General features: G+C 68.1%; 17 protein-coding genes. 13 read left to right on the top strand and 4 right to left on the bottom strand.

Features of this window, described 5'->3' with window-relative positions; translation table 11 throughout:
* Positions 1-120: 120 nt before the first annotated feature.
* The 6 genes from THSYN_RS07820 (at position 121) to THSYN_RS07795 (ending at position 7,086) form a co-directional block, all read left to right on the top strand.
* Positions 121-1,038, top strand: a complete 918-nt coding sequence (locus THSYN_RS07820) for a hypothetical protein (protein ID WP_100918639.1) — start codon at positions 121-123, stop codon at positions 1,036-1,038.
* 213 nt (positions 1,039-1,251) lie between these two features.
* Entirely contained in the window at positions 1,252-2,196 is a 945-nt protein-coding gene (locus THSYN_RS07815; RefSeq protein WP_100918638.1) for a hypothetical protein, read from the top strand.
* A 213-nt stretch (positions 2,197-2,409) separates the two neighbouring features.
* The gene (locus THSYN_RS07810) at positions 2,410-3,462 is read left to right on the top strand and encodes a hypothetical protein (RefSeq protein ID WP_100918637.1); all 1,053 of its coding nucleotides are present in this window, start codon (positions 2,410-2,412) and stop codon (positions 3,460-3,462) included.
* 148 nt (positions 3,463-3,610) lie between these two features.
* Positions 3,611-4,582: a hypothetical protein gene (locus THSYN_RS07805; protein ID WP_100918636.1), complete on the top strand. Its 972-nt coding sequence runs from the start codon at positions 3,611-3,613 to the stop codon at positions 4,580-4,582.
* Between the two features lie 408 nt (positions 4,583-4,990).
* A complete protein-coding gene (locus THSYN_RS07800; protein ID WP_100918635.1) occupies positions 4,991-5,194 on the top strand; it encodes a cold-shock protein in 204 nt (67 codons plus the stop codon).
* 296 nt (positions 5,195-5,490) lie between these two features.
* Positions 5,491-7,086 carry an ABC-F family ATPase gene (locus tag THSYN_RS07795; protein ID WP_100918634.1) on the top strand — a complete coding sequence of 532 codons (1,596 nt, stop codon included), beginning with the start codon at positions 5,491-5,493 and terminating at the stop codon, positions 7,084-7,086.
* 313 nt (positions 7,087-7,399) lie between these two features.
* Here THSYN_RS07795 and THSYN_RS07790 read toward each other — a convergent pair whose 3' ends face one another.
* Together THSYN_RS07790 and ubiA are read right to left on the bottom strand one after the other, a co-directional pair.
* Entirely contained in the window at positions 7,400-8,113 is a 714-nt protein-coding gene (locus THSYN_RS07790; protein WP_100918633.1) for a thiol:disulfide interchange protein DsbA/DsbL, read from the bottom strand.
* A 54-nt stretch (positions 8,114-8,167) separates the two neighbouring features.
* Positions 8,168-9,094 carry a 4-hydroxybenzoate octaprenyltransferase gene (gene ubiA / locus THSYN_RS07785; RefSeq protein WP_100918632.1) on the bottom strand — a complete coding sequence of 309 codons (927 nt, stop codon included), beginning with the start codon at positions 9,092-9,094 and terminating at the stop codon, positions 8,168-8,170.
* 264 nt (positions 9,095-9,358) lie between these two features.
* On the opposite strand from ubiA, the gene THSYN_RS07780 reads away from it, so the two are divergent.
* The 3 genes from THSYN_RS07780 to THSYN_RS07770 all read left to right on the top strand — a co-directional run bounded on the left by THSYN_RS07780 (position 9,359) and on the right by THSYN_RS07770 (position 12,701).
* Entirely contained in the window at positions 9,359-10,249 is an 891-nt protein-coding gene (locus THSYN_RS07780; RefSeq protein WP_157817396.1) for a Druantia anti-phage system protein DruA, read from the top strand.
* Entirely contained in the window at positions 10,246-11,766 is a 1,521-nt protein-coding gene (locus THSYN_RS07775) for a transposase family protein (RefSeq protein WP_157817397.1), read from the top strand. Before THSYN_RS07780 ends, THSYN_RS07775 begins: the two co-directional genes overlap by 4 nt.
* 374 nt (positions 11,767-12,140) lie before the next feature.
* Complete coding sequence (locus THSYN_RS07770) at positions 12,141-12,701, top strand: midcut-by-XrtH protein (protein WP_100918631.1); 561 nt, start codon at positions 12,141-12,143, stop codon at positions 12,699-12,701.
* A 501-nt stretch (positions 12,702-13,202) separates the two neighbouring features.
* Here THSYN_RS07770 and recG read toward each other — a convergent pair.
* Positions 13,203-15,347, bottom strand: a complete 2,145-nt coding sequence (recG, locus tag THSYN_RS07765; protein WP_100918630.1) for an ATP-dependent DNA helicase RecG — start codon at positions 15,345-15,347, stop codon at positions 13,203-13,205.
* A gap of 135 nt (positions 15,348-15,482) precedes the next feature.
* Between recG and THSYN_RS07760 the strand changes: the two genes are divergently transcribed.
* Positions 15,483-15,908: a secondary thiamine-phosphate synthase enzyme YjbQ gene (locus tag THSYN_RS07760; protein WP_100918629.1), complete on the top strand. Its 426-nt coding sequence runs from the start codon at positions 15,483-15,485 to the stop codon at positions 15,906-15,908.
* A gap of 97 nt (positions 15,909-16,005) precedes the next feature.
* Here THSYN_RS07760 and THSYN_RS07755 read toward each other — a convergent pair whose 3' ends face one another.
* The gene (locus tag THSYN_RS07755; RefSeq protein ID WP_100918628.1) at positions 16,006-16,737 is read right to left on the bottom strand and encodes a response regulator transcription factor; all 732 of its coding nucleotides are present in this window, start codon (positions 16,735-16,737) and stop codon (positions 16,006-16,008) included.
* A 116-nt stretch (positions 16,738-16,853) separates the two neighbouring features.
* Between THSYN_RS07755 and THSYN_RS07750 the strand changes: the two genes are divergently transcribed.
* The 3 genes from THSYN_RS07750 to THSYN_RS07740 all read left to right on the top strand — a co-directional run bounded on the left by THSYN_RS07750 (position 16,854) and on the right by THSYN_RS07740 (position 23,393).
* On the top strand, positions 16,854-20,156 hold the full coding sequence (locus THSYN_RS07750; protein ID WP_157817520.1) for a PAS domain S-box protein: 3,303 nt from the start codon (positions 16,854-16,856) through the stop codon (positions 20,154-20,156).
* 157 nt (positions 20,157-20,313) lie between these two features.
* Positions 20,314-22,032, top strand: coding sequence for a DUF262 domain-containing protein (locus THSYN_RS07745; RefSeq protein ID WP_100918626.1), 1,719 nt, complete (start codon positions 20,314-20,316; stop codon positions 22,030-22,032).
* A gap of 59 nt (positions 22,033-22,091) precedes the next feature.
* Entirely contained in the window at positions 22,092-23,393 is a 1,302-nt protein-coding gene (locus THSYN_RS07740) for an AAA family ATPase (protein WP_100918625.1), read from the top strand.
* The last annotated feature ends 47 nt before the right edge of the window (positions 23,394-23,440 follow it).

Raw genomic sequence — 23,440 nt, 5'->3', positions numbered from 1 at the left:
GTACCGCCGGCGTGCGGCAGCCCGAGTAGGCCCGAGCCCGCGTCGATCGGCAACTTGACCTTTCGACTCTTGCCCCCGGTCGACAGCGGATGGGCCGCGTCCTGCTGCTACACTTGCCCCATGGACACCCTCACCCCCTGGCACCGCCTCTTCGGCATCGCCCTGACCGACCTCTTCACCGGCCGCCCCTGGCGGGTGGATGTCGAGAAGGAGTTGGCGCTCAAGAGCCAGCGGCTCGACATCCTCATCATCGAACGCCGGCCGGGCGCGGTGACGGATGCCGGTCCCGCGGCGCTCGCCGACCTGCCCGACGGCCTGGAGCGGCTCGCGGCACACAATGTCCTGACCTACAAGTCGCAGCACCAACCACTCGACGCCTGGGCACTGGATGAACTGATCGGCCACTTCGTGACCTACCGCAAGCTGGTCTCCATCGAGCGGGCACGCACCCCGGCTGCGCCCGATGCGGGCGCAGAACCGGCGCGCGAGCTGGTCGAGCCGCCGCGAGAGACCTACCGTCTGCTGCCGGAGGACGACTTCGGGCTCTACGCGGTGGCCACGCGCACGCCGGAGCGGCTTTTGGCCCAAGTGCCCCCGGGCACCCTGACCACCACCCCCTGGCCCGGGGTCTTCGACCTGCGCTGGGGCGGGCGCACCATCCGGCTGATCCTGCTCGGGGAGATCGCCGCGCAGGCGCGCAATGCCCCCTGGGAGGTCTTCAGCGCCCGGCTGGAGCGGGTGCGCCATGGGCTGCGCAATTGGCACGCGCGCAACCCGCACAGTCGCGGCCTGCTGGGACAGTTGTATTTCCATTACCGTATCGAGGTACCCGACATGGCATATACGATGGAGGAGTTCGAGCGCGACACCCGCCGCCTGCTGATCGCCCACGTACACGAGTTCAATCCGGACGAGATCCAGGCCATCCTGGAGCAGATCCCGCCGCAAGAGCGGCTGCGCGGGCTGGACCCCGGGGAACTGCTGCGCGCCTTGGACCCCGCGGTCGTCGAGGATTGGCTCAAAGGTCGCAGACACTGATGGGCGACCCGCGGTCTGCTCGCGGCTGGTTCCGCCTGCCGAAGGGGTCCTGGGGTCACCTCCTCGGCATCCATGCCCCGGCGCAAGTCAAGAGTACCGCCGGAGTGCGGCAGCCCGCGTAGGCCCGAGCCCGCGTCGCTCGGCAACTTGACCTCTCGATCCTTGCCCTCGGTCGACAGCGGATAGGCGTATCCCGCTGCTACACTTGTCCGCATGGACACCCTCACCCCCTGGCACCGCCTCTTCGGCATCGCCCTGACCGACCTCTTCACCGGCCGTCCCTGGCGGGTGGATGTCGAGAAGGAGTTGGCGCTCAAGAGCCAGCGGCTCGACATCCTGATCATCGAACGCCGGCCGGGCGCCGCGCTGGACGCCGGCCCCGCGGCGCTCGCCGACCTGCCCGACGGTCTGGAGCGGCTCGCGGCGCACAATGTCCTGACCTACAAGTCGCAGCACCAGCCACTCGACGCCTGGGCGCTGGATGAACTGATCGGGCACTTCGTGACCTACCGCAAGCTGGTCTCCATCGAGCGGGCACGCACGCCGGCCGCGCCCGCTGCGGGCGCAGAACCAGCGCACGAGGTTGTCGAGCCGCCGGCACAGACCTACCGTCTGCTGCCGGAGGACGACTTCGGCCTCTACGCGGTGGCCACGCGCACGCCGGAGCGGCTCTTGGCCCAGGTGCCCCCGGGCACCCTGACCACCACCCCCTGGCCCGGGGTCTTCGACCTGCGCTGGGGCGGGCGCACCATCCGGCTGATCCTGCTCGGGGAGATCGCCGCGCAGGCGCGCAATGCCCCCTGGGAGGTCTTCAGCGCCCGGCTGGAGCGGGTGCGCCATGGGCTGCGCAATTGGCACGCGCGCAACCCGCACAGTCGCGGCCTGCTGGGACAGTTGTATTTCCATTACCGTATCGAGGTACCTGACATGGCGTATACGATGGAGGAGTTCGAGCGCGACACCCGCCGCCTGCTGATCGCCCACGTACACGAGTTCGATCCGGACGAGATCCAGGCCATCCTGGAGCAGATCCCACCGCAAGAGCGGCTGCGCGGGCTGGACCCGCAAGAGCGCCTGCGCGGGCTGGACCCCGGGGAACTGCTGCGCGCCCTGGACCCCGCGATCGTCGAGGATTGGCTCAAGGGTCGCGGACACTGATGAGCGACCCGCGGTCTGCTCGCGGTTGGTTTCGCCTGCCGAAGGGGTCCTGGGGTCACCTCCTCGGCATCCATGCCCCGGCGCAAGTCAAGAGTACCGCCGGAGTGCGGCAGCCCGCGTAGGCCCGAGCCCGCGTCGCTCGGCAACTTGACCTCTCGATCCTTGCCCTCGGTCGACAGCGGATAGGCGTATCCCGCTGCTACACTTGTCCGCATGGACACCCTCACCCCCTGGCACCGCCTCTTCGGCATCGCCCTGACCGACCTCTTCACCGGCCGTCCCTGGCGGGTGGACGTCGAGAAGGAGTTGGCGCTCAAGAGCCAGCGGCTCGACATCCTCATCATCGAACGCCGGCCGGGCGCCGCGCTGGACGCTGGCCCCGCGGCGCTCGCCGACCTGCCCGACGGGCTGGAGCGGCTCGCGGCACACAATGTCCTGACCTACAAGTCGCAGCACCAGCCGCTCGACGCCTGGGCGCTGGATGAATTGATCGGGCACTACGTGACCTACCGCAAGCTGGTCTCCATCGAGCGGGCACGCACGCCGGCCGCGCCCGGTGCCGATGCAGAACCCGCGCGCGAGCTGGTCGAGCCGCCGCGAGAGACCTACCGTCTGCTGCCGGAGGACGACTTCGGCCTCTACGCGGTGGCCACGCGCACGCCGGAGCGGCTCTTGTCCCAAGTGCCCCCGGGCACCCTGACTGCCACCCCCTGGCCCGGGGTCTTCGACCTGCGCTGGGGCGGGCGCTCCATCCGGCTGATCCTGCTCGGGGAGATCACGGCCGAGGCGCGCAATGCCCCCTGGGAGGTCTTCAGCGCCCGGCTGGAGCGGGTGCGCCATGGGCTGCGCAATTGGCACGCGCGCAACCCGCACAGTCGCGGCCTGCTGGGACAGTTGTATTTCCATTACCGTATCGAGGTACCTGACATGGCGTATACGATGGAGGAGTTCGAGCGCGATACCCGCCGCCTGCTGATCGCCCACGTACACGAGTTCGATCCGGACGAGATCCAGGCCATCCTGGAGCAGATCCCACCGCAGGAGCGGCTGCGCGGGCTGGACCCGCAAGAGCGCCTGCGCGGGTTGGACCCGCAAGAGCGCCTGCGCGGGTTGGACCCGCAAGAGCGCCTGCGCGGGCTGGACCCACAGGAGCGCCTGCGCGGGCTGGACCCGCAAGAGCGCCTGCGCGGGCTGGACCCCGGGGAACTGCTGCGCGCCCTGGACCCCGCGATCGTCGAGGATTGGCTCAAGGGTCGCGGACACTGATGAGCGACCCGCGGTCTGCTCGCGGTTGGTTTCGCCTGCCGAAGGGGTCCTGGGGTCAGGACCCTCCCGTCGATCGGCAACTTGACCTCTCGATCCTTGCCCCCGGTCGACAGCGGATAGGCCGCGTCCCGCTGCTACACTTGCCCCCATGGACACCTTCACCCCCTGGCACCGCCTCTTCGGCATCGCCCTGACCGACCTCTTCACCGGCCGTCCCTGGCGGGTGGATGTCGAGAAGGAGCTGGCGCTCAAGAGCCAGCGGCTCGACATCCTGATCATCGAACGTCGGCCGGGCGCCGCGCTGGACGCCGGCCCCGCGGCGCTCGCCGACCTGCCCGACGGGCTGGAGCGGCTCGCGGCCCACAATGTCCTGACCTACAAGTCGCAGCACCAGCCACTCGACGCCTGGGCGCTGGATGAATTGATCGGCCACTTCGTGACCTACCGCAAGCTGGTCTCCATCGAGCGGGCACGCACTCCGGCCACGCCCGGTGCCGATGCAGAACCCGCGCGCGAGCTGGTCGAGCCGCCGCGAGAGACCTACCGTCTGCTGCCGGAGGACGACTTCGGCCTCTACGCGGTGGCCACGCGCACGCCGGAGCGGCTCTTGTCCCAAGTGCCCCCGGGCACCCTGACTGCCACCCCCTGGCCCGGGGTCTTCGACCTGCGCTGGGGCGGGCGCTCCATCCGGCTGATCCTGCTCGGGGAGATCACGGCCGAGGCGCGCAATGCCCCCTGGGAGGTCTTCAGCGCCCGGCTGGAGCGGGTGCGCCATGGGCTGCGCAATTGGCACGCGCGCAACCCGCACAGTCGCGGCCTGCTGGGACAGTTGTATTTCCATTACCGTATCGAGGTACCTGACATGGCGTATACGATGGAGGAGTTCGAGCGCGACACCCGCCGCCTGCTGATCGCCCACGTACACGAGTTCAATCCGGACGAGATCCAGGCCATCCTGGAGCAGATCCCGCCGCAAGAGCGGCTGCGCGGGCTGGACCCGCAAGAGCGCCTGCGCGGGTTGGACCCGCAGGAGCGCCTGCGCGGGCTGGACCCCGGGGAACTGCTGCGCGCCCTGGACCCCGCGGTGGTCGCGGATTGGCTCAAGCGTCGCGGGCACTGATGTGGGCATAGGCGTTCCCGGGGCACGCAGGTCCGCGGGGCCGCGACCGCGCGTGCAGCCCTTCGTCCCCGCGCTCCCCCCGGCGTCCCGCATCCTTGGCAGCCGCGATGCCAGGCAAGCACCACGGCTCGCCGCCCCCGGTGGTTCTGCGCCTTGAGCCCGCACCCGCCGCGGGCATGGCCCCCGGGGGGCACTGGTCTGCCGGGTCCGTTCGCCGACGCCTTGAGGGACTCGATAGAAATACCTTGCATTGAGATTCAGGATTGGGCACTATGGCGCAAGTGCAGTGTTTTCCTGTAGTGGTTCGGTAGTACCTCCTCTCCGCGATGCGTGTGGCAGATCCTTCCGTAATATCGCGACAATCGTCTGCATGTACACCAGTTCAGTTTCATCCAAGAGGTATCCGTAATGGCTACAGGCACAGTCAAGTGGTTCAGTGACGAGAAGGGCTTCGGCTTCATCACCCCGTCGGACGGCACCAAGGACGTCTTCGTCCATCACAGCGCCGTCCAGGGCGGCGGCTTCAAGTCGCTGGCCGAGGGACAGACCGTCACCTACAACGTTGAGCAAGGCCAGAAAGGCCCCAGCGCGACCAACGTCGTAGCCCAGTAAACCTGGGGGCCGGGTGGCCCGCCGCCTGGTCTTAAGAAGCCCCGCCTTACCGCGGGGCTTTTTTATTTTGGCCGCCGAACGGCCTTGGTCAGCGAGCGCACGCGCAGCCCCGCAGTCGGACGCCGGGAGCGCCGCACCCCAGTGCGGCGCAGCCTATCCGCAGAACGCAACGCGGCGGTCGCTCGCCAGGCCGCGCCGCACTGGGGTGTGGCGCTCCCAGTGGCCGCAGCCATGATCAAGGCCCGTCGAACCCTGGCGGCCCGCCCTTCCCCCCTCGCATTTGACGGAACCCTGCTTTGATATCCACGGCCAACATTACCATGCAGTTCGGCGGCAAGCCGTTGTTCGAGAACGTCTCCGTCAAGTTCGGCGGGGGCAGTCGCTACGGCCTGATCGGCGCCAACGGCAGTGGGAAATCGACCCTGATGAAGATCCTGGGCGCCGACCTGGAGCCGAGCGCCGGCAACGTGTCGGTGGACCCGGGCAAGCGCCTGGGCAAGCTGCGCCAGGACCAGTTTGCCTTCGAGGACCAGACGGTGATCGATACCGTGATCATGGGCCACGAGGAACTGTGGCAGATCAAGCAGGAGCGCGACCGCATCTACGCGCTGGCGCACATGAGCGAGGCCGAGGGCATGGCGGTCGCGCACCTGGAGGTGCACTACGCCGAGTTGGACGGCTACACGGCCGAGGCGCGCGCGGGGGAACTGCTGCTGGCGCTCGATATCCCGGAGGCACTGCACGAGGGCCCCATGAGCGCCGTGGCGCCGGGCTGGAAGCTGCGCGTGCTGCTCGCCCAAGCCCTGTTCGCGGACCCGGACATCCTGCTGCTGGACGAGCCCACCAACAACCTGGATATCAACACCATCCGGTGGCTGGAAGAGGTGCTGAACGCGCGCAACAGCACCATGATCATCATCTCCCATGACCGGCACTTTCTGAACAGTGTCTGCACCCACATGGCGGACCTGGACTACGGCGAACTGCGCCTCTATCCCGGCAACTATGACGAATACATGACCGCGGCCAGCCAGGTGCGCCAGCGCCAGTATGCCGACAACGCCAAGAAGAAGGTCCAGATCGCCGAGCTGCAGACCTTCGTCAGCCGCTTCTCGGCCAACGCCTCCAAGGCCAAGCAGGCGACCTCGCGCCAGCGCCAGTTGGAGAAGATCAAGCTGGAGGACATCAAGCCGTCCAGCCGGGTCAACCCCTTCATCCGCTTCGCCCAGGACAAGAAGCTCTATCGCCTGGCACTGGAGGTGAAGTCACTGGCCAAGGGCTATGGCGGCAAGCCGCTCTTCCGGGGCTTGGACCTGAGTGTTGCGGTCGGCGAACGGGTCGCCATCATCGGCCCCAACGGCATCGGCAAGACCACCCTGCTGCGCTGCCTGGCCGGTGAGCTCGCACCCGACAGCGGCACGATCAAGTGGTCGGAGAACAGCAACATCGGTTATTTCGCCCAGGACCACGCGGCCGACTTTGCCGCCGACACCACCCTCTATGACTGGATGGACCAGTGGAAGCAGCCGGGCGACGACGAGCAGGTCATCCGCGGCACCCTCGGGCGGCTCTTGTTCTCCCAGGACGAGATCAGGAAGCCGGTGAACGTGGTCTCCGGCGGCGAGCAGGGGCGGCTCCTGTTCGGCAAGCTGATGCTGCAAAAGCCCAATTGCCTCTTGATGGACGAGCCCACCAACCACCTGGACATGGAGTCCATCGAGTCGCTCAATAACGCGCTGGAGGACTACCCCGGCACCCTGATCTTCGTCAGTCACGACCGGGAGTTCGTCTCATCGCTGGCGACCCGCATCATCGAGTTGACGCCCCAGGGGATCGTCAACTTCCGCGGCAACTACGAAGACTATCTGCAGAGCGAGCGCGCGGCGGCCTAGTTCGACCAGGCGTAACCTGGAAAGAGCAGTTCTCACGCCAAGGCGCCAAGCTCGCCAAGAAATTTCAAGGCGTTGTCGAAGTGATTTGGCTCACCCATCGGGCGATCCGGATGCTGCGCAGATCCCTTTGTGTCTTCTTGGTTACCGCGGCCTCGCGTCGCGGCTAACCGCCATGAAGGCTTGTCTGACACCCCCGAAACATGAAAGCCCCCGGCGGGAGCGGCTCTTACGGTAAAGCCACTCCCACAAGGCCCCCGGGGCGACGGTGCAAAGGTCCCGATCCGGCGAGTCATTCGCGGTTCAGTCCCTAAAATCAGGATCCACCCGCGGGAGCGGTCGCCGCGGCGGGTGCCGGCGTGGCAACGGGCGCTGGTGCCGTCGTCGCTACGCCCGACGCCCCCTTGGCGGCGAGTTCCTGGCCCACCAGCGTATTGAGCACCTCGATGAACCGCTCCTTGCCGCCGGTCTGACTCGGGCTGGTGCGGTACTTGCCGTTGACAATCACCGCCGGGACCCCATCGATGCCGTAACGCGCGACCAGATCCTGGGCCTTGCGGACCTTGGTCTCGACCGTGAAAGAGTTATAGGCATCGCGGAAGGCCTTCTCATCGATACCGATCTCACCGGCGAACTTCACGAGGTCGTCCTCCTTCAAGATGGGCCGCCGGTCGATCTGCATGGCCTTGAACAGGGCCACATGGAACTCATCGAGCTTGCCCAGGGCCTCGGCGGCGTAATAGGCCCGGGCATGGGGGTCCCAGCGCGCGCCGGTGGCCGGCATCCGGCGGAAGGCGATGCCCGCGGGCTGGGTGCCGACCCAGGTGTTCATGATCGGCTCCAGGTGCCAGCAATGGGAGCAGCCGTACCAGAAGACCTCCACGACCTCCACTTTGTCGCCGGTCGCGGTGGGTACGGCGGGCGTCAGCGTCGCGAACTCGCTGCCGCCCTCGGCGGCCCAGGCCGAGCCGATGGACAGCAGTAAGGCGACCACGCCGGCCCGGAAGGACACACGCAGGCTACGAAACATTGTCTAAACCCTCAATTAATTACGCGCAATTGCGTTCAGGCGCGGTCGACCTGTTCAGCCGCCGACGGCATAGTCCAGCACCAGGCCCACAAACACCGCCAGACCGAAGTAGTTGTTGTTGAGAAAGGCCTGAAAGCAGGCGCGGGGCTCGCGCCTGCGGATCAGCCATTGCTGATAGACCCCCAGGCCGGCGGCGAACGCCAACCCGCCCAGGTACCAGGCGCCCCGGCCGGCATCCAGGCCGATCCCGAGCAGCAGGCCCAGCATCAGGACCTGGAGCAGGCCGATCGCCAACCGGTCCCAGACCCCGAACAGGATGGCGGTGGACTTGATGCCGATCTTCAGATCGTCCTCCCGGTCCACCATGGCGTACTGGGTGTCGTAGACCAGAGCCCAGATAAGGGTGGCGATGAAGAGTAACCAGGCACTCACCGGGATCGCGCCGGCGACGGCCATGTAGGCCATGGGGATGGCCCACCCGAAGGCCGCGCCGAGAAAGAGTTGGGGCACATGGGTGAAACGCTTCATGAAGGGATAGACCAGGGTCAGGAGCACGGCCACGGTGGACAGGGCCACGGTGCGCCAGTCCAGGAGCAGCACCAGGGCGAAGGCGACCAGTGACAGGACCACGAAGACCCCGACCGCCTCCGCGGGGCTGACCGCCCCGGTAGCCAACGGGCGCTGATTGGTGCGGGCGACGTGTCCGTCGAAGTGGCGGTCCGCGAAGTCGTTGATCGCGCACCCGGCCGAGCGCATCAGCACCACCCCGAGGACGAAGATCAGGACCACCTGCCAGGGCGGATGCCCCTGTCCCGCCAGCCACAGGGCCCAGAGGGCGGGCCACATGAGCAGGAAGGTCCCGATGGGGCGGTGCAGACGCACCAGGAGGTAGTAATTGCGCAGGCGCCCGCGCCAGGCGGCCGGGTCCGGACCTGGGCGACAATCGCCGATCTTGGCTGGGGGAACGTCAGTGCTCGGCATGGTTTCAACGACAGGGGATCATCTCAAGGAAGGCGACCGGGCCTGTGGCGGCCCCTTGAGATTATTGCACGATCAAGGGCCGGGCGCTGCGGCCGCGGCCGCAGCCCTGAAGCATAACCGCGCCACCCCAGTCACGGCGCGGGCTGGCGGGGGTTAGAGAAAGTTAATGTTCGCACAAGGGGGTAGACACCGCGCGGCGACTCTGGCAGGATTAATGGCAGGGTAATCGGTCTGCCGTTCCGCCGGGGGGTGGCGATGGGTGCGATGAGTCCAGGACCGTGGGTGCACTGTGGTCGCGTCTTCAGCGTCGAGGAGATCGCCGGTATCCGCCAGACGGTGGCGTGGCTGCCGCGGTTGGGGCGGCGCGAGTTGGCGGCGACGCTGTGCGAGCATTTGCAGTGGTATACCGTGACGGGGGCGGCGAAGGTTCACGCCTGTCGGGAGTTTCTGGAACGTCTGGAGGCGGCCGGGTTGGTGGCGCTGCCCCCGTTGCAGGTCGCGCGGCGTCCCCGCCCGGTCCCCCCGGCGCCGGTGGTGGCGGCGCCGATGCCGATTCACGGCCCCTTGGCCGCGCTCGGCCCGGTGCGCCTGGCGCCGGTGCGCGCCGACGCCGCGGCGGTGGCGCAATGGAATGCGGCGGTCGCGCGTTGGCACCCCTTGGGCTACAAGGGTGCCTTCGGCTACCGGCTGCGCTACTTCATCACCGCGGGCGAGCAGCACCTGGGCTGCCTCCTGCTGGCGGGCGCGGCGCGCGCGCTGGCGGTGCGTGACCACTGGATCGGGTGGGACGCCCAGACGCGCCGGGCCAACCAGGTGCGGGTGCTCAACAACAGCCGCTTTCTGATCTTTCCCCACGTCCAGGTGCCGCACCTGGCCAGCCATGTGCTGGGACAACTGGCGCGGCGGGTGCGCGCCGATTGGCTCGAACACTGGGGGTTTGCGCCGCTGTTGCTGGAGACCTTCGTCGACCCGCGCCACTACGCCGGCACCTGTTACCGTGCCGCCGGGTGGGAACTGCTGGGGGAGACCAGCGGGAGCGGGCTGGCGCGACCGGGCCGGACCTATCACAGCGCCCCGCGCCAAGTCTGGGTCAAGCCCTTGAGTGCACAGTGGCGCGAGCGCTTGTGCGCCGCGTCCGGGGGGACGACGCCATGAGCAAACCCTGCCGCCGCCTGTCACGCGCGGCCATCAAGGAGCAACGCGCGCACAAGAAACAGCAGGAACAGGCGCTACGCCAACAGCAGCGCCAGGACGGACTGATCCCCCGCGTACCCGCGCCGTTACCCAATCGCTGCTCGGCGTACGCCACGCTCGCCGAGGAACAGCAGGCCCGCGAGGCGGCGGTCAGCGGCCAGGTGCGCGTCCTGCGCCGGGAACTGCCCGCGTTGCTCGCCGCCCTGGGACAGATTCCCGAGCCCCGCAACCCCAAGAAGTGTCGGCATCGGCTCACCGTGCTGCTGCTCTACGGGCTGCTGATGTTCGTCTTTCAGTTCGCCTCCCGGCGCGCGGTCAACCGCGAACTGACGCACCCCCAGTTCGAGGCCAACCTACGGCTCCTGTTCCCCGAACTGGAGACCCTCCCGCACGCCGACACCCTGTTTCGGCTGCTGCGCGACATCGACGTGACCCACCTCGAACAGGCGCACATCGACCTGGTACGCCGCCTGATCCGCGCCAAGACCTTCCGCCGCTACCTGATCAACCACGCCTATCCCATCGCCATCGACGGCTCCCAGAAATTCACCCGTGACCACCTCTGGGATGAGAATCTCCTGGAACGTCAGGTCGGGGCCGAGGACGCGCGCCACACCCAGTACTTCGTCTACGTCCTGGAGGCCAGTCTGGCCTTTCACAACGGGCTGGTGATCCCCTTGCTGAGCGAATTCCTCGAATATGCCAAGGGCGATACCAAGGCCGACAAACAAGACTGCGAACGGCGCGCCTTCACGCGGCTCAGCGCCCGGATCAAGACGCTGTTCCCGCGCCTGCCGATCTTGCTGTTGCTCGACGGTCTCTATGCCGACGGACCGGTGATGCAGTGCTGCCATCAGTACCACTGGCAGTTCATGATCGTTTTCAAGGACAAGGACTTGCCTACGGTCTGGGAGGAATTCCACGCGCTGCACGCGGTGCAGCCAGCGGGTTGTCAGCGCGACTGGGGGGAGCGCCACCAGCGCTTTTCCTGGGTCAACGCGATCGACTATGCCTTCTCAAACAACACGCGCCGCCACCTCAGTCTGCATGTGGTGGTCTGTGAGGAGACCTGGGAGACGATCGATGAACAAGGCGCGCGCCTGACCAAGACCGCGCGCCATGCCTGGCTCTCCAGCCAACCACTCAGCCGCGCTAATGCGCATGAGCGCTGCAACCTAGGGGCCCGTTACCGCTGGGGCATCGAGGCCGGCTTCCTGGTGGAGAAACATCAGGGTTACCACTACGAGCACGCCTTTGCCCTGAACTGGAACGCCATGAAGGGCTATCACTACCTGATGCGCCTGGCGCACCTGTTCAACACCCTGGCACGCTTTGCCCGCCATCTGCGCGAGCTTTATCGCACCCTGGGCGTGCGTGGCGCCATCGCCTTCATCCGCGCGTCCTGTGCCGGCCCCTGGCTCGACCCCGCGCGGATGCGCCGCCTGCTCGCCCAGCCGCTGCAGCTTCAGCTCGAATAACCGCCGCCGGGAACGGCGCCCGACCCCGGCACGCCGGCGACCACCGGTGCTGGCAACCGCTGGCCTGGCGAGCGTGACGCATGCCCGAGTACCGGTCCGACAACCCTCCCGGCACCTGCCAAACCTTCTGCCGCAACCCCCGGTCAGGGCCAACGCACCCCGCAGCGGCCAACGCCAGCGCCCAACGGCGCCGACGCCGCCCAATGTCAGCCGGCGGCAGGGTTATGCTTCAGGGCTGCCGCGGCCGCCCAGGGTCCAAGCCCGGCACCAGGGATATGATATCATTTTGCGTCGGTCGACCGACATGGGACGATCAGGCAGCAAGTTTGCGGTAAAGCGCAGCAGCATGAGTGGTCAGACAAAGGGGGAAATCGATGAGCAAGTCTTCGCGTATTCTGAAGTTCGGGGCCTTCATGGGCCTTGGGAGCCTGGTGCTGATACCGGGTTTGGCCTTGGCACAGGCGGCAAACGGCAGCATCACCTTCGGGCGACTGGGTGCCACCAGCGCCCTCCCGATCCCGACGCTGGGCGGCACCATGCTGATCCTGCTGGCGTTGTCGCTGGGGTTCCTCGCTTACCGGTCCGTACGCAAGGGCCAGGGCTACATCGCCTCGCTCCTCGCCGGTGCCTTGGCGGTCGGGTCCCTGGTCAGCGTTACGGGTGGTTTCAACCTGTTGCGCGATGCCTATGCGGCAGCAGTGACCAATATCATCAGCGACCCGGCAGGGGGGACTTTCCCGATCGTCCCCCACACGACAAACATCTATGACAATCAATCCGGCGTGCCGATGAGCGTCATCGCTATCAGCTTGCCGCCAGCCTGTGAATCATCTAGGTCAGTCGGCGCGGTGGCGGTAGTGCCGACAACGCAGTGCATGGTTGGCGTCCAAGTGGGGAATTCCATGCAGTGCAACTTCGCCTGTGGCGATATCTGAGCGATGTGCGTCCCAAGACCTGGGAACCGGCAGCGCTTGACTTAACGGCATCGGGGGCCATCGCACTCACAGCAAGTAGTGCGTTTGGCCCCGCACCTGCAAGCCTCGCGCGAGCCTCACCGCGTAATCACGCAGCGCGGTGCGCGGCCCCTCGGCCGCGATGCACCTACGATTTCTCGTAGGCTTCCACCAGCGTCGGAAGGTTGTCGCAGGCCAGCCCGGTGGCCGTCACCTTCACGATGTGGAAGAAGCCGAATCTCATGGCGATTTCGGCGACGGCGGCCCCCCGCCGCGGGCCGGCAGTTCCTGGCGGATGCCGTTCAAGCGGGCGCGGCGGATGAACTCCATCGGGGCGCACTGGCGGTAACGCCGGAAGGCCAACTGCACGGTGCGCGGCAAGACGTCCGGAAGGCAGCTTGCGACGCCCGTCGCGGCTGAAGCCGCTCCCACAGCGCCACGGCGCGACGTTGACGGTAAAGCTTGGACTCCAGGGTCCGCGGCTCATACCACCCCGAACACCTCGCGCCGCCCGAGCCAGCGTTGCATCAGGGGTTCCACCAGGTCCGGATAACGCGCGAGGATCAGGTCGGCCGCGCGCTGGGCGGCACCGGTCAGGTGTTGGTCGCGCAGCGGGTCGGCCACCCGGAACTCCAGGGTGCCGGTCTGGCGCGTGCCCAGCACCTCGCCCGCCCCGCGCATCTTCAGATCCTCTTCGGCAATGCGAAAGCCGTCGAGTGTTGCGCGGATCAGGGCCAGTCGGTCCCGCGCCTGGACGCTCAGCGGCGCATGATAGAGCAGCACGCAATGGCTCTCGCGCGCGCCGCGCCCGACCCGGCCGCGCAACTGGTGCAGTTGCGAGAGCCCGAGCCGCTCCGGATTCTCGATGATCATCAGGCTGGCATTGGGGACATCGACGCCGACCTCGATCACCGTGGTCGCTACCAACAGATCCAGGGCGGCCGCCGCGAAGGCGGCCATCACCGCCTCACGCTCGGGGGCGCGCTGGCGGCCATGGACCAGGCCCACCCGCACCCCGGGCAGGCAGTCGCCGAGTTGTCGGGCGGTCTCCTGCGCCGCCTGGGCCTGGAGCGCCTCGGACTCCTCGATCAGGGTACAGACCCAATAGGCCTGACGCCCGGCAGCGCAGGCGTCGTGTACCCGCCCGATCACCGCCTCGCGCCGGCCGTCGGGCAGGGCCACGGTGACGATGGGGGTGCGCCCGGGGGGCGCCTTGGCGATCACCGACAGGTCCAGGTCCGCATAGAGCGTCATGGCGAGCGAGCGCGGGATGGGGGTCGCCGTCATGATGAGTTGGTGGGGCGCCCCGCCCTCCTGGGCACCCTTCTCACGCAGGCGCATCCGCTGGTGGACGCCGAAGCGGTGCTGCTCGTCGATGATGGAGAGCCCCAGGTCGGCGAAGCGCACCTCCTCCTGGATCAGGGCATGGGTGCCGATGACGAGCGGCGCGCGGCCGGCGGCGATGGCAGCGAGGAGCGCGGTGCGCTCGCGCCCCTTGTGCCGGCCGGTGAGCCAGACGGGCGCCACTCCCAGCGGCTCGAGCCAGGTCGCCAGGCCCCGGTAGTGCTGCTCCGAGAGCAGTTCGGTCGGCACCATCAGGGCCGCCTGGCGGCCGGACTCAATCGCCTGGAGTGCGGCCAGGGCCGCCACCACGGTCTTGCCCGAGCCCACGTCGCCTTGCAGAAGGCGCTGCATGGGCAGCGCACGCGCCAGGTCGGCGGCGATCTCGGCGGCGGCCTGCTCCTGGTCCGGCGTCAGCGCAAAGGGCAAGACCTCGCGCAGGCGCCGCCGCAGCCCCCCGTCACCGGCGAGCACCGGGGCCGGCGTGCGCAGGTGGGCGAGGCGCAGGCGCCGCAGGCTCACCTGGTGGGCCACCAGTTCCTCAAAGGCCAGGCGCAGGAAGGCCGGGTGGCGGCGCTCCGTCAGGTCGGCAAGGCTTGCCGCCAGAGGCGGGCGGTGGACATAGTCCAACGCGGTGCCCAGGTCCGGGAGCGCGAAGCCGGCCAGGACCGCGGCCGGCAGGCACTCGCCCGGGGGGTGTTGCGCCAGGAGCGCCAATGCCTGATCGGTCAGGCCCCGCCAGGACGACTGCTGCAGGCCCTCGGTGGAGGGATAGATCGGTGTCAGGCGCGGCGCGGGTGGCGGCGCTTCATCCGCGCCGCACAGGCGGTACTCCGGGTGGACCAGTTCCAGGCTGTTCGGCCCCTGGCGCACCTCCCCGTAGCAACGCAGCCGCACCCCGGGGCGCAGGGCTGCCACCTGTTGGGGCGAGAAATGGAAGAAGCGCAACAAGACCCCGCCCGGGATCGGTTGCTCGCCCGTCGCGGTCCCGTCGGTGAGCCAGACCTTGAGCGAACGGCGCCCGCCATAGCTGATTTGGGTCTCGCCCACCTCGCCCTCGATCTGCACCTCGGCCCCGGGGCGCAGGTCGGTGAGCGGCACCACCAGGCCGCGGTCCTGGTAGCGGACCGGGAGGTGAAAGAGCAGGTCCTGGACGCTGTGGATGCCCAGACGGGCCAGGCGCTCTTGGACCCTGGGACCCACCCGTTGCAGGTCGGCGACCGGGAGTTGATCCAGGGCGGGCGGCGGCGGGGGCGGGTCAGGGGTAGGGTCGGGGATCGCTGGCATTTCGCGGCGGGGGGCTGGACAATCGGGGGAAGGTAGCATCATTTCTTCTTGGAGGCCCGCTGCGATGAGCGTCCCAACCTGTCATGTCACCACTGCCGCGCCGGGCCGGTACCCGGCGGTCCCGGGGACCCGGCGATGATCGCCCAAGAGGTCCTGTCAGTCAGCACCCGCGGGCGCGGTACCTACGAGATCACCGCGGAGGTCGAGCGGCGCGTGCGGGCCGCCGGGGTGCACACCGGACTGTGCCATTGCTTCGTCCAGCACACCAGCGCGTCCCTGATCCTGTGCGAGAACGCGGACCCGACGGTGCGCCGCGACCTGGAGGCATTCCTGTGCCGCCTGGTCCCGGACGGGGATGCGCGCTTCGAGCACAGCGACGAGGGGCCGGATGACATGCCCGCCCACCTGCGCGCCATCCTCACCAAGACGGAATTGACCCTGCCGATCGGCGCCGGCCGCCTGGCGCTGGGTACCTGGCAGGGTCTGTATCTCTACGAGCATCGCACCCGCGCCCATCGGCGGCAGGTTGTGCTGACCATCAGCGGTGAGGCGGCGGGATGAATCGCGTCGCGGTTCCAGCCGCGTTCCCGCGCGGCCCGTCGCGGCTGAAGCCGCTCCCACGGCGTCGCTGCGCGACGTTGCGGCGGACCGCTTGCCTTCAGGGTCCAGCGGGCGGGGGCGACTCCGCGGGCGACTCCGCGGGCGGGGCCAGCGTGAGCCGATAGCCGATACCCCGCACCGGCTGGATGCAGAGCCCGGACATCCCGGCGTCCTGCAGCTTGCGCCGGATATGGCTCACATGCACGTCGGTCGCCCGGTCGTCCGGGTTCCAGGAGTCGCCGCGGGTGAGGTCGGCGCGGTGCACCGACTCGGCCGGGTGGGACATCAGGCAGGCGAGCAGGAAACTCTCCCGGCCGGTGAACTCGACCCGGGCGCCGCTGCCCTCGAGGCTGAGGCAGCGGTCCGCCGTGTTGAGCCGATACGGACCCACCACCAGGATCGGCACCCCGTCGCGCCCCCGCCGGCGACGGCGCAACACGGCGCGGATGCGGGCGCGCAGTTCATCGTGATCGAAGGGCTTGGTCACATAGTCGTCCGCCCCAGCCTCCAACCCGGTCACGCAATCGGACTTGCGCCCGCGCCCGGTGACGATGATGAGCCCGGTCGCACTGGTCCCGCCCAGTTCGCGTGCGATGTCCATGCCGTCCTCGGCACCGAGGTTGAGATCCAGCAGCACCAGGTCGACCTCGCCGTGCCGCAGCAGGCGTTTCAGCTCGGTCCCGTCGAAGGCCAGGGACACGTCGCAACCGTCATCGACCAACAGGCGTTGCAGGCTGCGGGCCAGGGGGACATCGTCCTCGACGATAATGATGCGCGGGTTGTCGGTCATTGGTGAATAATCGCATAGTGTATCGGCCGGCCCCTCATTATCGCTCCCCCCGCGCGCTCGATCCCGGGAATTTTCAACAATTGACAGGCTGCCAGTCAGATTCAAGGTTGACGCCAGTGCCGAACCCGCCTAATTACACCCGCCCGGAGCGGATACCCGACCTCGCCCTGTTGGTCGGCCTCGCTGCCGCGGCCGGGGCCGGGAGCCTCGTGCACCTGCCCATGGCCTATGGGCTGGACCTGGTGTTCGGCTCGCTCTTCGCCATGCTGGCGATCAAGTGGCTGGGCACGGGCGCCGGCGTCCTGGTCGCCGCGGTGGGTGGCGCCTACACCATCTTGCTGTGGCACCACCCCTACGCCTGGCTGATCACCCTGGCCGAGGCCTTGAGCGTGGGCCTGCTGCGGCACTACCTGCGCCCGCGCGGCGAGGTGCTGCCGCTGGCCGCCCTGGACGGGCTCTATTGGGTCTTCCTGGGGATGCCCCTGGTAGCGCTGTGCTACGGCGGACCGCTCGCCATGAGCATGACCGAGGTGCTGCTGGTCGCCTTCAAACAGGCCATCAACGGGGTGCTCAATGCAGCCCTGGCCGGGGCCCTGGCGATCGGCCTCCTGGGACTGCGGCGCCGCCCGGCGGCCGCGTCCTTCAGCGACTTCCTGTTCGTCACCCTGGTGCTCGCCGTCCTGATCCCGTCGCTCGGGGTCTCGATCTGGCAGAATCAGCGCCTCAATGAGGCCATGGAACAGGGGGTCGCCGATACCCTGAACCTGGCGCTGGGGCTCAGTCGCGCCGACCTCGCCGCCGCGGACCCGCCGCCGACCCTGGCGGTAGCCCGCGACGCACTGCCGGCACTGGTGACCCGGATCACGCAACTGATGCCCCAGGCGCAGGGGCTGCAACTGACGCTCACGGCGCCGGACGCCGCCGCGAGGCCCGACCGGGCGGAATCGCGGCCCCCGGCCGGTCTGCGCTTCCACCTTGCCCGGCGCCCCGGGTACTCGCGCATGGAGCGCTGGCGCAAGGGCCATTACCAACTGGAGGCCCCGCTGACCCTGGACGGTACGCCGGTGCGACTGGTGGCCGAGTTCGCGGCGACCCAGCCGGTGCAGACCCTGCAAGAGGTCCAACTCGGGGTCTTCTGGCGCCTGGGTCTCATCACCCTGCTCGCCCTGAGCGGCGCCTTCTTTCTCAGCCGGCGGGTCGGCCGACCCATCGCCGCCCTGGCCGAGGCCGCCGGGCGCCTGCCCGGGCGCCTGGACCACGCCGACCCGACGCCGCCCCCCCGCCCGAGCCGCCTGCGCGAGACCGCCGAACTGGCCGCCGCCTTCGCCCGGATGGAGTCCGCCCTGCGCGAAAATTTCACGGCCCTGGCACAGAGCGAGGCACGCTTTCGGGCCGTCTTCGAACAGGCACCGCTCGGCATGGCCATCGTCGGGCCCGACCGGCGGCCCCGCTTCGTCAACCCCGCCCTGGAGCGACTCCTGGGACGCGACGCCGCAACCATCAAGTCGCTGCGCTTCGAGGACTTCACCCACCCCGGGGATATGGACACCGATATGGGCCTGTTCCAGGAACTGGTGGCGGGCCGGCGCGACAGCTACCAGATGACCAAGCGCTATCTGCGGCCTGACGGCACCCTGGTGTGGGGCGAACTGAGCGTCGCCATGCTGCCGGAGCCTTGCGGCGGGCCCCCGATCCCGCTCGGTCTGGTCCAGGACATCACGCAACGGCAGCGTGCGGAAGAGGCCCGAGCCCAGGCGGAACTGGCCTTGCAGGACTACAGCGCCAAGCTCGAGGCCTTCTGCCGCCTGGGGACCCGCTATCAACCCGCCGACCAGGACTTGGCGGAGCTTCTGCGCTTCGGCTGCGCCTCCCTCGGGGTCGAACTCGCCGCCCTGGCGGAGGTCCGCGACGGGCGTTACCGCCTGATCGCCGCGGTGGGGAGGCTGGCCGGCGGGCCCACCCGCGAGGTCCCCCTGGACGGACCCATCGACCTCGACCAGCCCTGCCGCACCGAGCCCGAACCCCAAGGGGTGCACCACCCCGCCCTGGGCACCGGCCTGAGCTTCCTGGCCCGGGTGGTGTTGAACTGGAGCGACGCCGAAGGCCTGCCCCACCACGGCGTCCTGGACCTGGCGGACCGTCGCCGCTGCCCCGGGTGCGGCCAACCGGAACACCAGATCCTGCAGCTGGTGGCGAGCCGTATCAGCGCCAACCTGCGCGAGCAGGCGGTCGTGGGTGGGCTGCTGCAATCGCGCCAGCGCGAGGTCATCGGCCACCTGGCGGGGGGCGTGGCCCATGATTTCAACAACGTGCTGGGGGCGATCGGCAACAACCTGCAATACCTGCGGCGCCTGCTGCCGGTGGACAGCGGCGGCACCGCGGCGCGCGAGGTCCTCGACGAGACCCAGGCAGCCATCGGGCAGGCCAAGGTCGTCACCTCTGGCCTGCTCTCGCTCGGGCGCGGCGAGGACCGCAGCGTGGTCCCCTGCGACCTGGGGGCGCTGGTGGAGGCCTTCGCGCCGCTGGTGAGCCGACTGCTGCCGCCCGGCATCGAACTGGTTCTGGCGTTGGAGCCGGGCGTGCGCGCCCTGGTCAACCCCGCCCTGCTCCAGGCCGCGCTGCTCAACCTGACACTCAACAGCCGCGATGCCATGGGCGCGCGCGGGCGCCTGACGCTCAGCGTAGCGGCGCGCACCGATCCGGACCCGGAGCCCCCGGACCTGGGTGACCCGGGGCCGGGGGAGCGGGCCGAGCTGAGTGTGCGCGACACCGGGACCGGGATGACCGAGGCGGTGCGCCGACGCATCTTCGAACCCCTGTTCTCCACCAAGTCACGCGGTCGCGGGACCGGGCTCGGCCTCTTCATGGTGCGCGAATTCGCCCTGCGCAGCCACGGCGCCATCCAGGTGCGCTCGGTGCCCGGCGCGGGCACCTGCTTTCGTCTCTGGCTGCCCCGCACCGACCGACCCGCTGCCGCCCAGCCCCCGGGGGCGCCGGTCCTGCCGCCCGTCCCCCTGGCGCCCGACGCAGCGCGGCCCCAGCCGGCCGGACCGCCAACCTGTCCCCAGATCCTGGTCGTCGATGACGACCAACGGGTCCGTAACGCCCTGTCCCGGGTGCTGGTCGCCGCCGGCTACCAGGTCTTTACGGCCGCCGACGGCGCCGACGCCCTGGACCGTCTGGCCTTGGAGCCGGCCGTCGCCCTGGTCCTGTCGGACATCGCCATGCCGCGCCTGGACGGTCTGGCCCTCTACGGTGCCCTGTGCTGCGACCGGCCGCAACTGCCGGTCATCCTCATGACCGGCGACCCCGCCGGCGCCGCCGACGCCGCCGCCATGGACCCGACGGCGCGGGTCCTGCGCAAACCGCTCGATAACCGTGCGCTGGTCGAACTGATCGGCAGCGTGCTGGCCGACTGATCCGCCGGGAGCCGGGGCATCCTGCCCCGACACAGGAGCCGGGGCATCCTGCCCCGGTGCATCAAAGCCACTCACTATTACGTGTAGAATCCGCCAACCAAGATAAAGATCAGCCGCTCGTCACCGTTCGCCCGCCAGCCAGCCCGGCGGAGGCACCATGGCCGCAACCAACTTCAAGACCGAGAACAATACCTTCCGCAAGCTCATCGGCAACGGCCTGAGCTACCGCATCCCCCGGTTCCAGCGCGATTACAGTTGGACCGACGAGGAATGGGAGGACCTGTGGCTGGACCTGCAGGGCACCCTGCAACCCGACGGCGAGCCGGCCCACTATCTGGGCTATCTGGTCCTCCAGTCACCCGACGATAAGACCTTCGAGGTCATCGACGGCCAACAGCGCCTGACCACGGTTACCATCATCATCCTGGCTATCCTCAAACACCTGCAACGCCTGGTCGACGCGGGCAAAGAGCCGGCGGACAACGCCCGGCGCATCACCCAGATCCGCCAGACCTACATCGGCTATCTCGACCCCGTCACCCTGGTCTCGCGCCCCAAGCTGACCCTCAACCGCAACAACAACAGCTACTTCCAGGACTATCTCGTCCCCCTGGGGCACTTGCCGCGCCGCGGCTTCCGGGCCTCCGAGCACCTGTTGCGCAAGGCCTTCGAGTGGTTCGACAAGCGCATTGGGGAGGGCCTCAAACAGGAGACCGCAGACCAGGGCCCGCGTCTGGCCCAACTGGCCGAGGACCTGACCGACCGGCTCTTCTTCACCGTCATCACCGTGACCGACGAGTTGAACGCCTACAAGGTCTTCGAGACCCTCAACGCCCGCGGGGTGAGACTCTCCGCCACCGACCTGCTCAAGAACTACCTGTTCTCGGTGCTGGACCGGGGCGGGCAAAACGACCATGAGTTGCGCAACCTGGAAGGGCGCTGGGAGGCCATGGTCGGGCGCCTGGGGGCCGAGAGCTTTCCCGACTTCCTGCGCGTGCATTGGAACAGCCGCCGCCCCTTCGCGCGCCAGGCCGAGTTGTTCAAGACGATTCGCGGCCAGGTCAAGACCCGCGAGGCCGTCTTCCAACTCCTGCGCGACATGGAAGAGGACCTGGATACCTATCTGGCCCTGTCGTCCCCGGAACTTTCCGACTGGCCGCGGGAACTCAAGGCCCTGGCCGGCACCCTGCGCACCTTCAATGTGCGCCAGCCCTTCCCCCTGCTCCTGTCGGCCAGGCGCCACTTTGCGGAAACCGAATTCATCGGCCTGGTGCGCACCTGCGTCGTCATCTCGCTACGCTACAACGTCATCTGCGGCTACAGCCCGGCCGAGCAGGAGCGCACCTACAACGCGGTTGCCGAGCGCATCGCCCGCAGCGAGATCCCGTCCTTAAGCGTCGCCCTGACCGCCATGACCGGCGTCTACCCAAACGATGCCGCCTTTCGCGCCGCCTTCGCCGACAAGACCATTCGCACCACCCAATCGCGCAATAACCGCGTGGCCCGCTACATCCTTTGTGCCCTGGAGCGTCACCTGGCACCGGAACACGACTACGATTTCACCAGCGATGCCTTCACCCTGGAGCACGTCTTGCCCCAGAATGCACAGGCGGGTTGGAACGGCTTCACGGACGCAGAGGCCGAGGCCCTGGCCGACCGCCTGGGCAATCTGACCCTGATGCAGGCGGGGGCCAACCGGGACCTGGGTAATGCCCCATACCCGGTCAAGCGCACCGCCTACGCGCGCAGCGGTTTTGCCATCACCCATCTCTTGGCGCAGGACTACGCCGAATGGACGCCCGAGCGCATCGCCGCCCGTCAGGTCTGGATGGCCAACCAGGCCACCTCGATCTGGCGCATCGCGCAACTGGCGTAACGAGTCATCGAAATGAGCCGGATCCGATCGATTCACCACCACAGACAAGGGGAGGGCCCATGTATATCGGCAAGGTGATCCTGAAGAACGTCCGCGGCTTCGCCGATCTGGCGTTCGACCTCGGTCGGCCCGATGGCAGCTACGCGGGGTGGACAGTCTTCACCGGCGATAACGGTTCCGGCAAGAGCACCCTGTTGAAGGCCGTTGCGATTGCTCTCGCCGGCAAAGATACAGCCCGGGCGCTGCAAACAAGCTTTAAGGGTTGGATTCGTGATGGCAGCGGCGGCGAAGCGTCGATTCAGTTGGAGATCGTAAGACGCCCTGAGGATGACTCGTTCGCGGACTCTGGTCGAACAACCCTGACGAGCTTTCCGGCAAAGCTGGTCTTTATCAACGGCGGCCGGGAGGTCTCGCTTCAATCCATCATTCCCGCCGAGAAGCAGAACCAAAGGAACTATGTGACCCCGGATCGCAGCATCTGGTCGAACGATGCCAAGGGCTGGTTCTCCTGCGGCTACGGCCCCTTCCGCCGGGTCTTCGGCGCCTCCCCCGAGACCGCACGCCAGATGGTTTCCCCTTCCACTGAGCGCTTCGTTACCATGTTCCAAGAGGCGGCCTCCCTGGCTGAAGTGGATCAGTGGCTGCGTAATCTCAACCACAAGGCACTGGAAAACCGGGCGGCTGAACGGGCACAACTGGAGTTGCTGCTTGAGATCCTCCGCGATGAGTTGATGCCGAATCAGATCGTCGTCGATCGCGTTGACTCCGATGGCCTCTGGCTCAGGGATCGCAACGGGGTGCAACTCTCCTGGGAGGAGATGAGCGATGGCTATCGCGCGGCCCTGGCCCTGCTCACGGACATCCTGCGCCACCTGATCAGCGCTTACGGCACCGAGGAGCTGACCGAGCGAGTCGATGGGACGCTTCGCATCAAACGCAGTGGAGTGGTCCTCATCGACGAGGTCGATGCCCATCTGCACCCGGAATGGCAGCGCGAGATCGGGTTCTGGCTCAAGCGGCACTTCCCCAACATCCAGTTCCTGGTCACCACCCATAGCCCCATCATTTGCCAGGCAGCCGATCCCAACGGTCTTTTCGTGTTGCCGGAACCGGGCAGCAGCGCATCGCCCAGGGCGCTGACCGAACAGGAATATAGGAAAGTCATCGCCTCGCGGCCAGATACCATCCTGCTCACGGCGGCCTTCGGCCTGCAAAACACGCGCTCCCCGCGGGCTGTCGAGGGACGCGCTACGCTGGCTGGACTGCAAGCCAAGCAGCGGGCCGGCGCCAAGCTTACCAAGGATGAAAAGGAGAAGGAAAAGCAGCTAGAAATTTTCGCGGCCGGCGACGAGGAGCCCTGACGAATGCGGCGGGTCACACGTAGCCGCCTGCCGGCGTCGACACAGCT

The sequence above is a fragment of the Candidatus Thiodictyon syntrophicum genome (assembly GCF_002813775.1).
In the GTDB taxonomy this organism is placed as follows: domain Bacteria; phylum Pseudomonadota; class Gammaproteobacteria; order Chromatiales; family Chromatiaceae; genus Thiodictyon; species Thiodictyon syntrophicum.
Note: the sequence above shows the minus strand (reverse complement) of the source record. Positions and strands in the feature narration are given on the sequence as shown.

Coding starts and splice junctions, on each gene's coding strand:
- THSYN_RS07820 (WP_100918639.1), top strand. CDS start 121: ATGGACACCCTCACCCCCTGGCACCGCCTCTTCGGCATCGCCCTGACC.
- THSYN_RS07815 (WP_100918638.1), top strand. CDS start 1,252: ATGGACACCCTCACCCCCTGGCACCGCCTCTTCGGCATCGCCCTGACC.
- THSYN_RS07810 (WP_100918637.1), top strand. CDS start 2,410: ATGGACACCCTCACCCCCTGGCACCGCCTCTTCGGCATCGCCCTGACC.
- THSYN_RS07805 (WP_100918636.1), top strand. CDS start 3,611: ATGGACACCTTCACCCCCTGGCACCGCCTCTTCGGCATCGCCCTGACC.
- THSYN_RS07800 (WP_100918635.1), top strand. CDS start 4,991: ATGGCTACAGGCACAGTCAAGTGGTTCAGTGACGAGAAGGGCTTCGGC.
- THSYN_RS07790 (WP_100918633.1), bottom strand. CDS start 8,113: ATGTTTCGTAGCCTGCGTGTGTCCTTCCGGGCCGGCGTGGTCGCCTTA.
- ubiA (WP_100918632.1), bottom strand. CDS start 9,094: ATGCCGAGCACTGACGTTCCCCCAGCCAAGATCGGCGATTGTCGCCCA.
- THSYN_RS07780 (WP_157817396.1), top strand. CDS start 9,359: ATGAGTCCAGGACCGTGGGTGCACTGTGGTCGCGTCTTCAGCGTCGAG.
- THSYN_RS07775 (WP_157817397.1), top strand. CDS start 10,246: ATGAGCAAACCCTGCCGCCGCCTGTCACGCGCGGCCATCAAGGAGCAA.
- THSYN_RS07770 (WP_100918631.1), top strand. CDS start 12,141: ATGAGCAAGTCTTCGCGTATTCTGAAGTTCGGGGCCTTCATGGGCCTT.
- recG (WP_100918630.1), bottom strand. CDS start 15,347: ATGCCAGCGATCCCCGACCCTACCCCTGACCCGCCCCCGCCGCCGCCC.
- THSYN_RS07760 (WP_100918629.1), top strand. CDS start 15,483: ATGATCGCCCAAGAGGTCCTGTCAGTCAGCACCCGCGGGCGCGGTACC.
- THSYN_RS07755 (WP_100918628.1), bottom strand. CDS start 16,737: ATGACCGACAACCCGCGCATCATTATCGTCGAGGACGATGTCCCCCTG.
- THSYN_RS07745 (WP_100918626.1), top strand. CDS start 20,314: ATGGCCGCAACCAACTTCAAGACCGAGAACAATACCTTCCGCAAGCTC.
- THSYN_RS07740 (WP_100918625.1), top strand. CDS start 22,092: ATGTATATCGGCAAGGTGATCCTGAAGAACGTCCGCGGCTTCGCCGAT.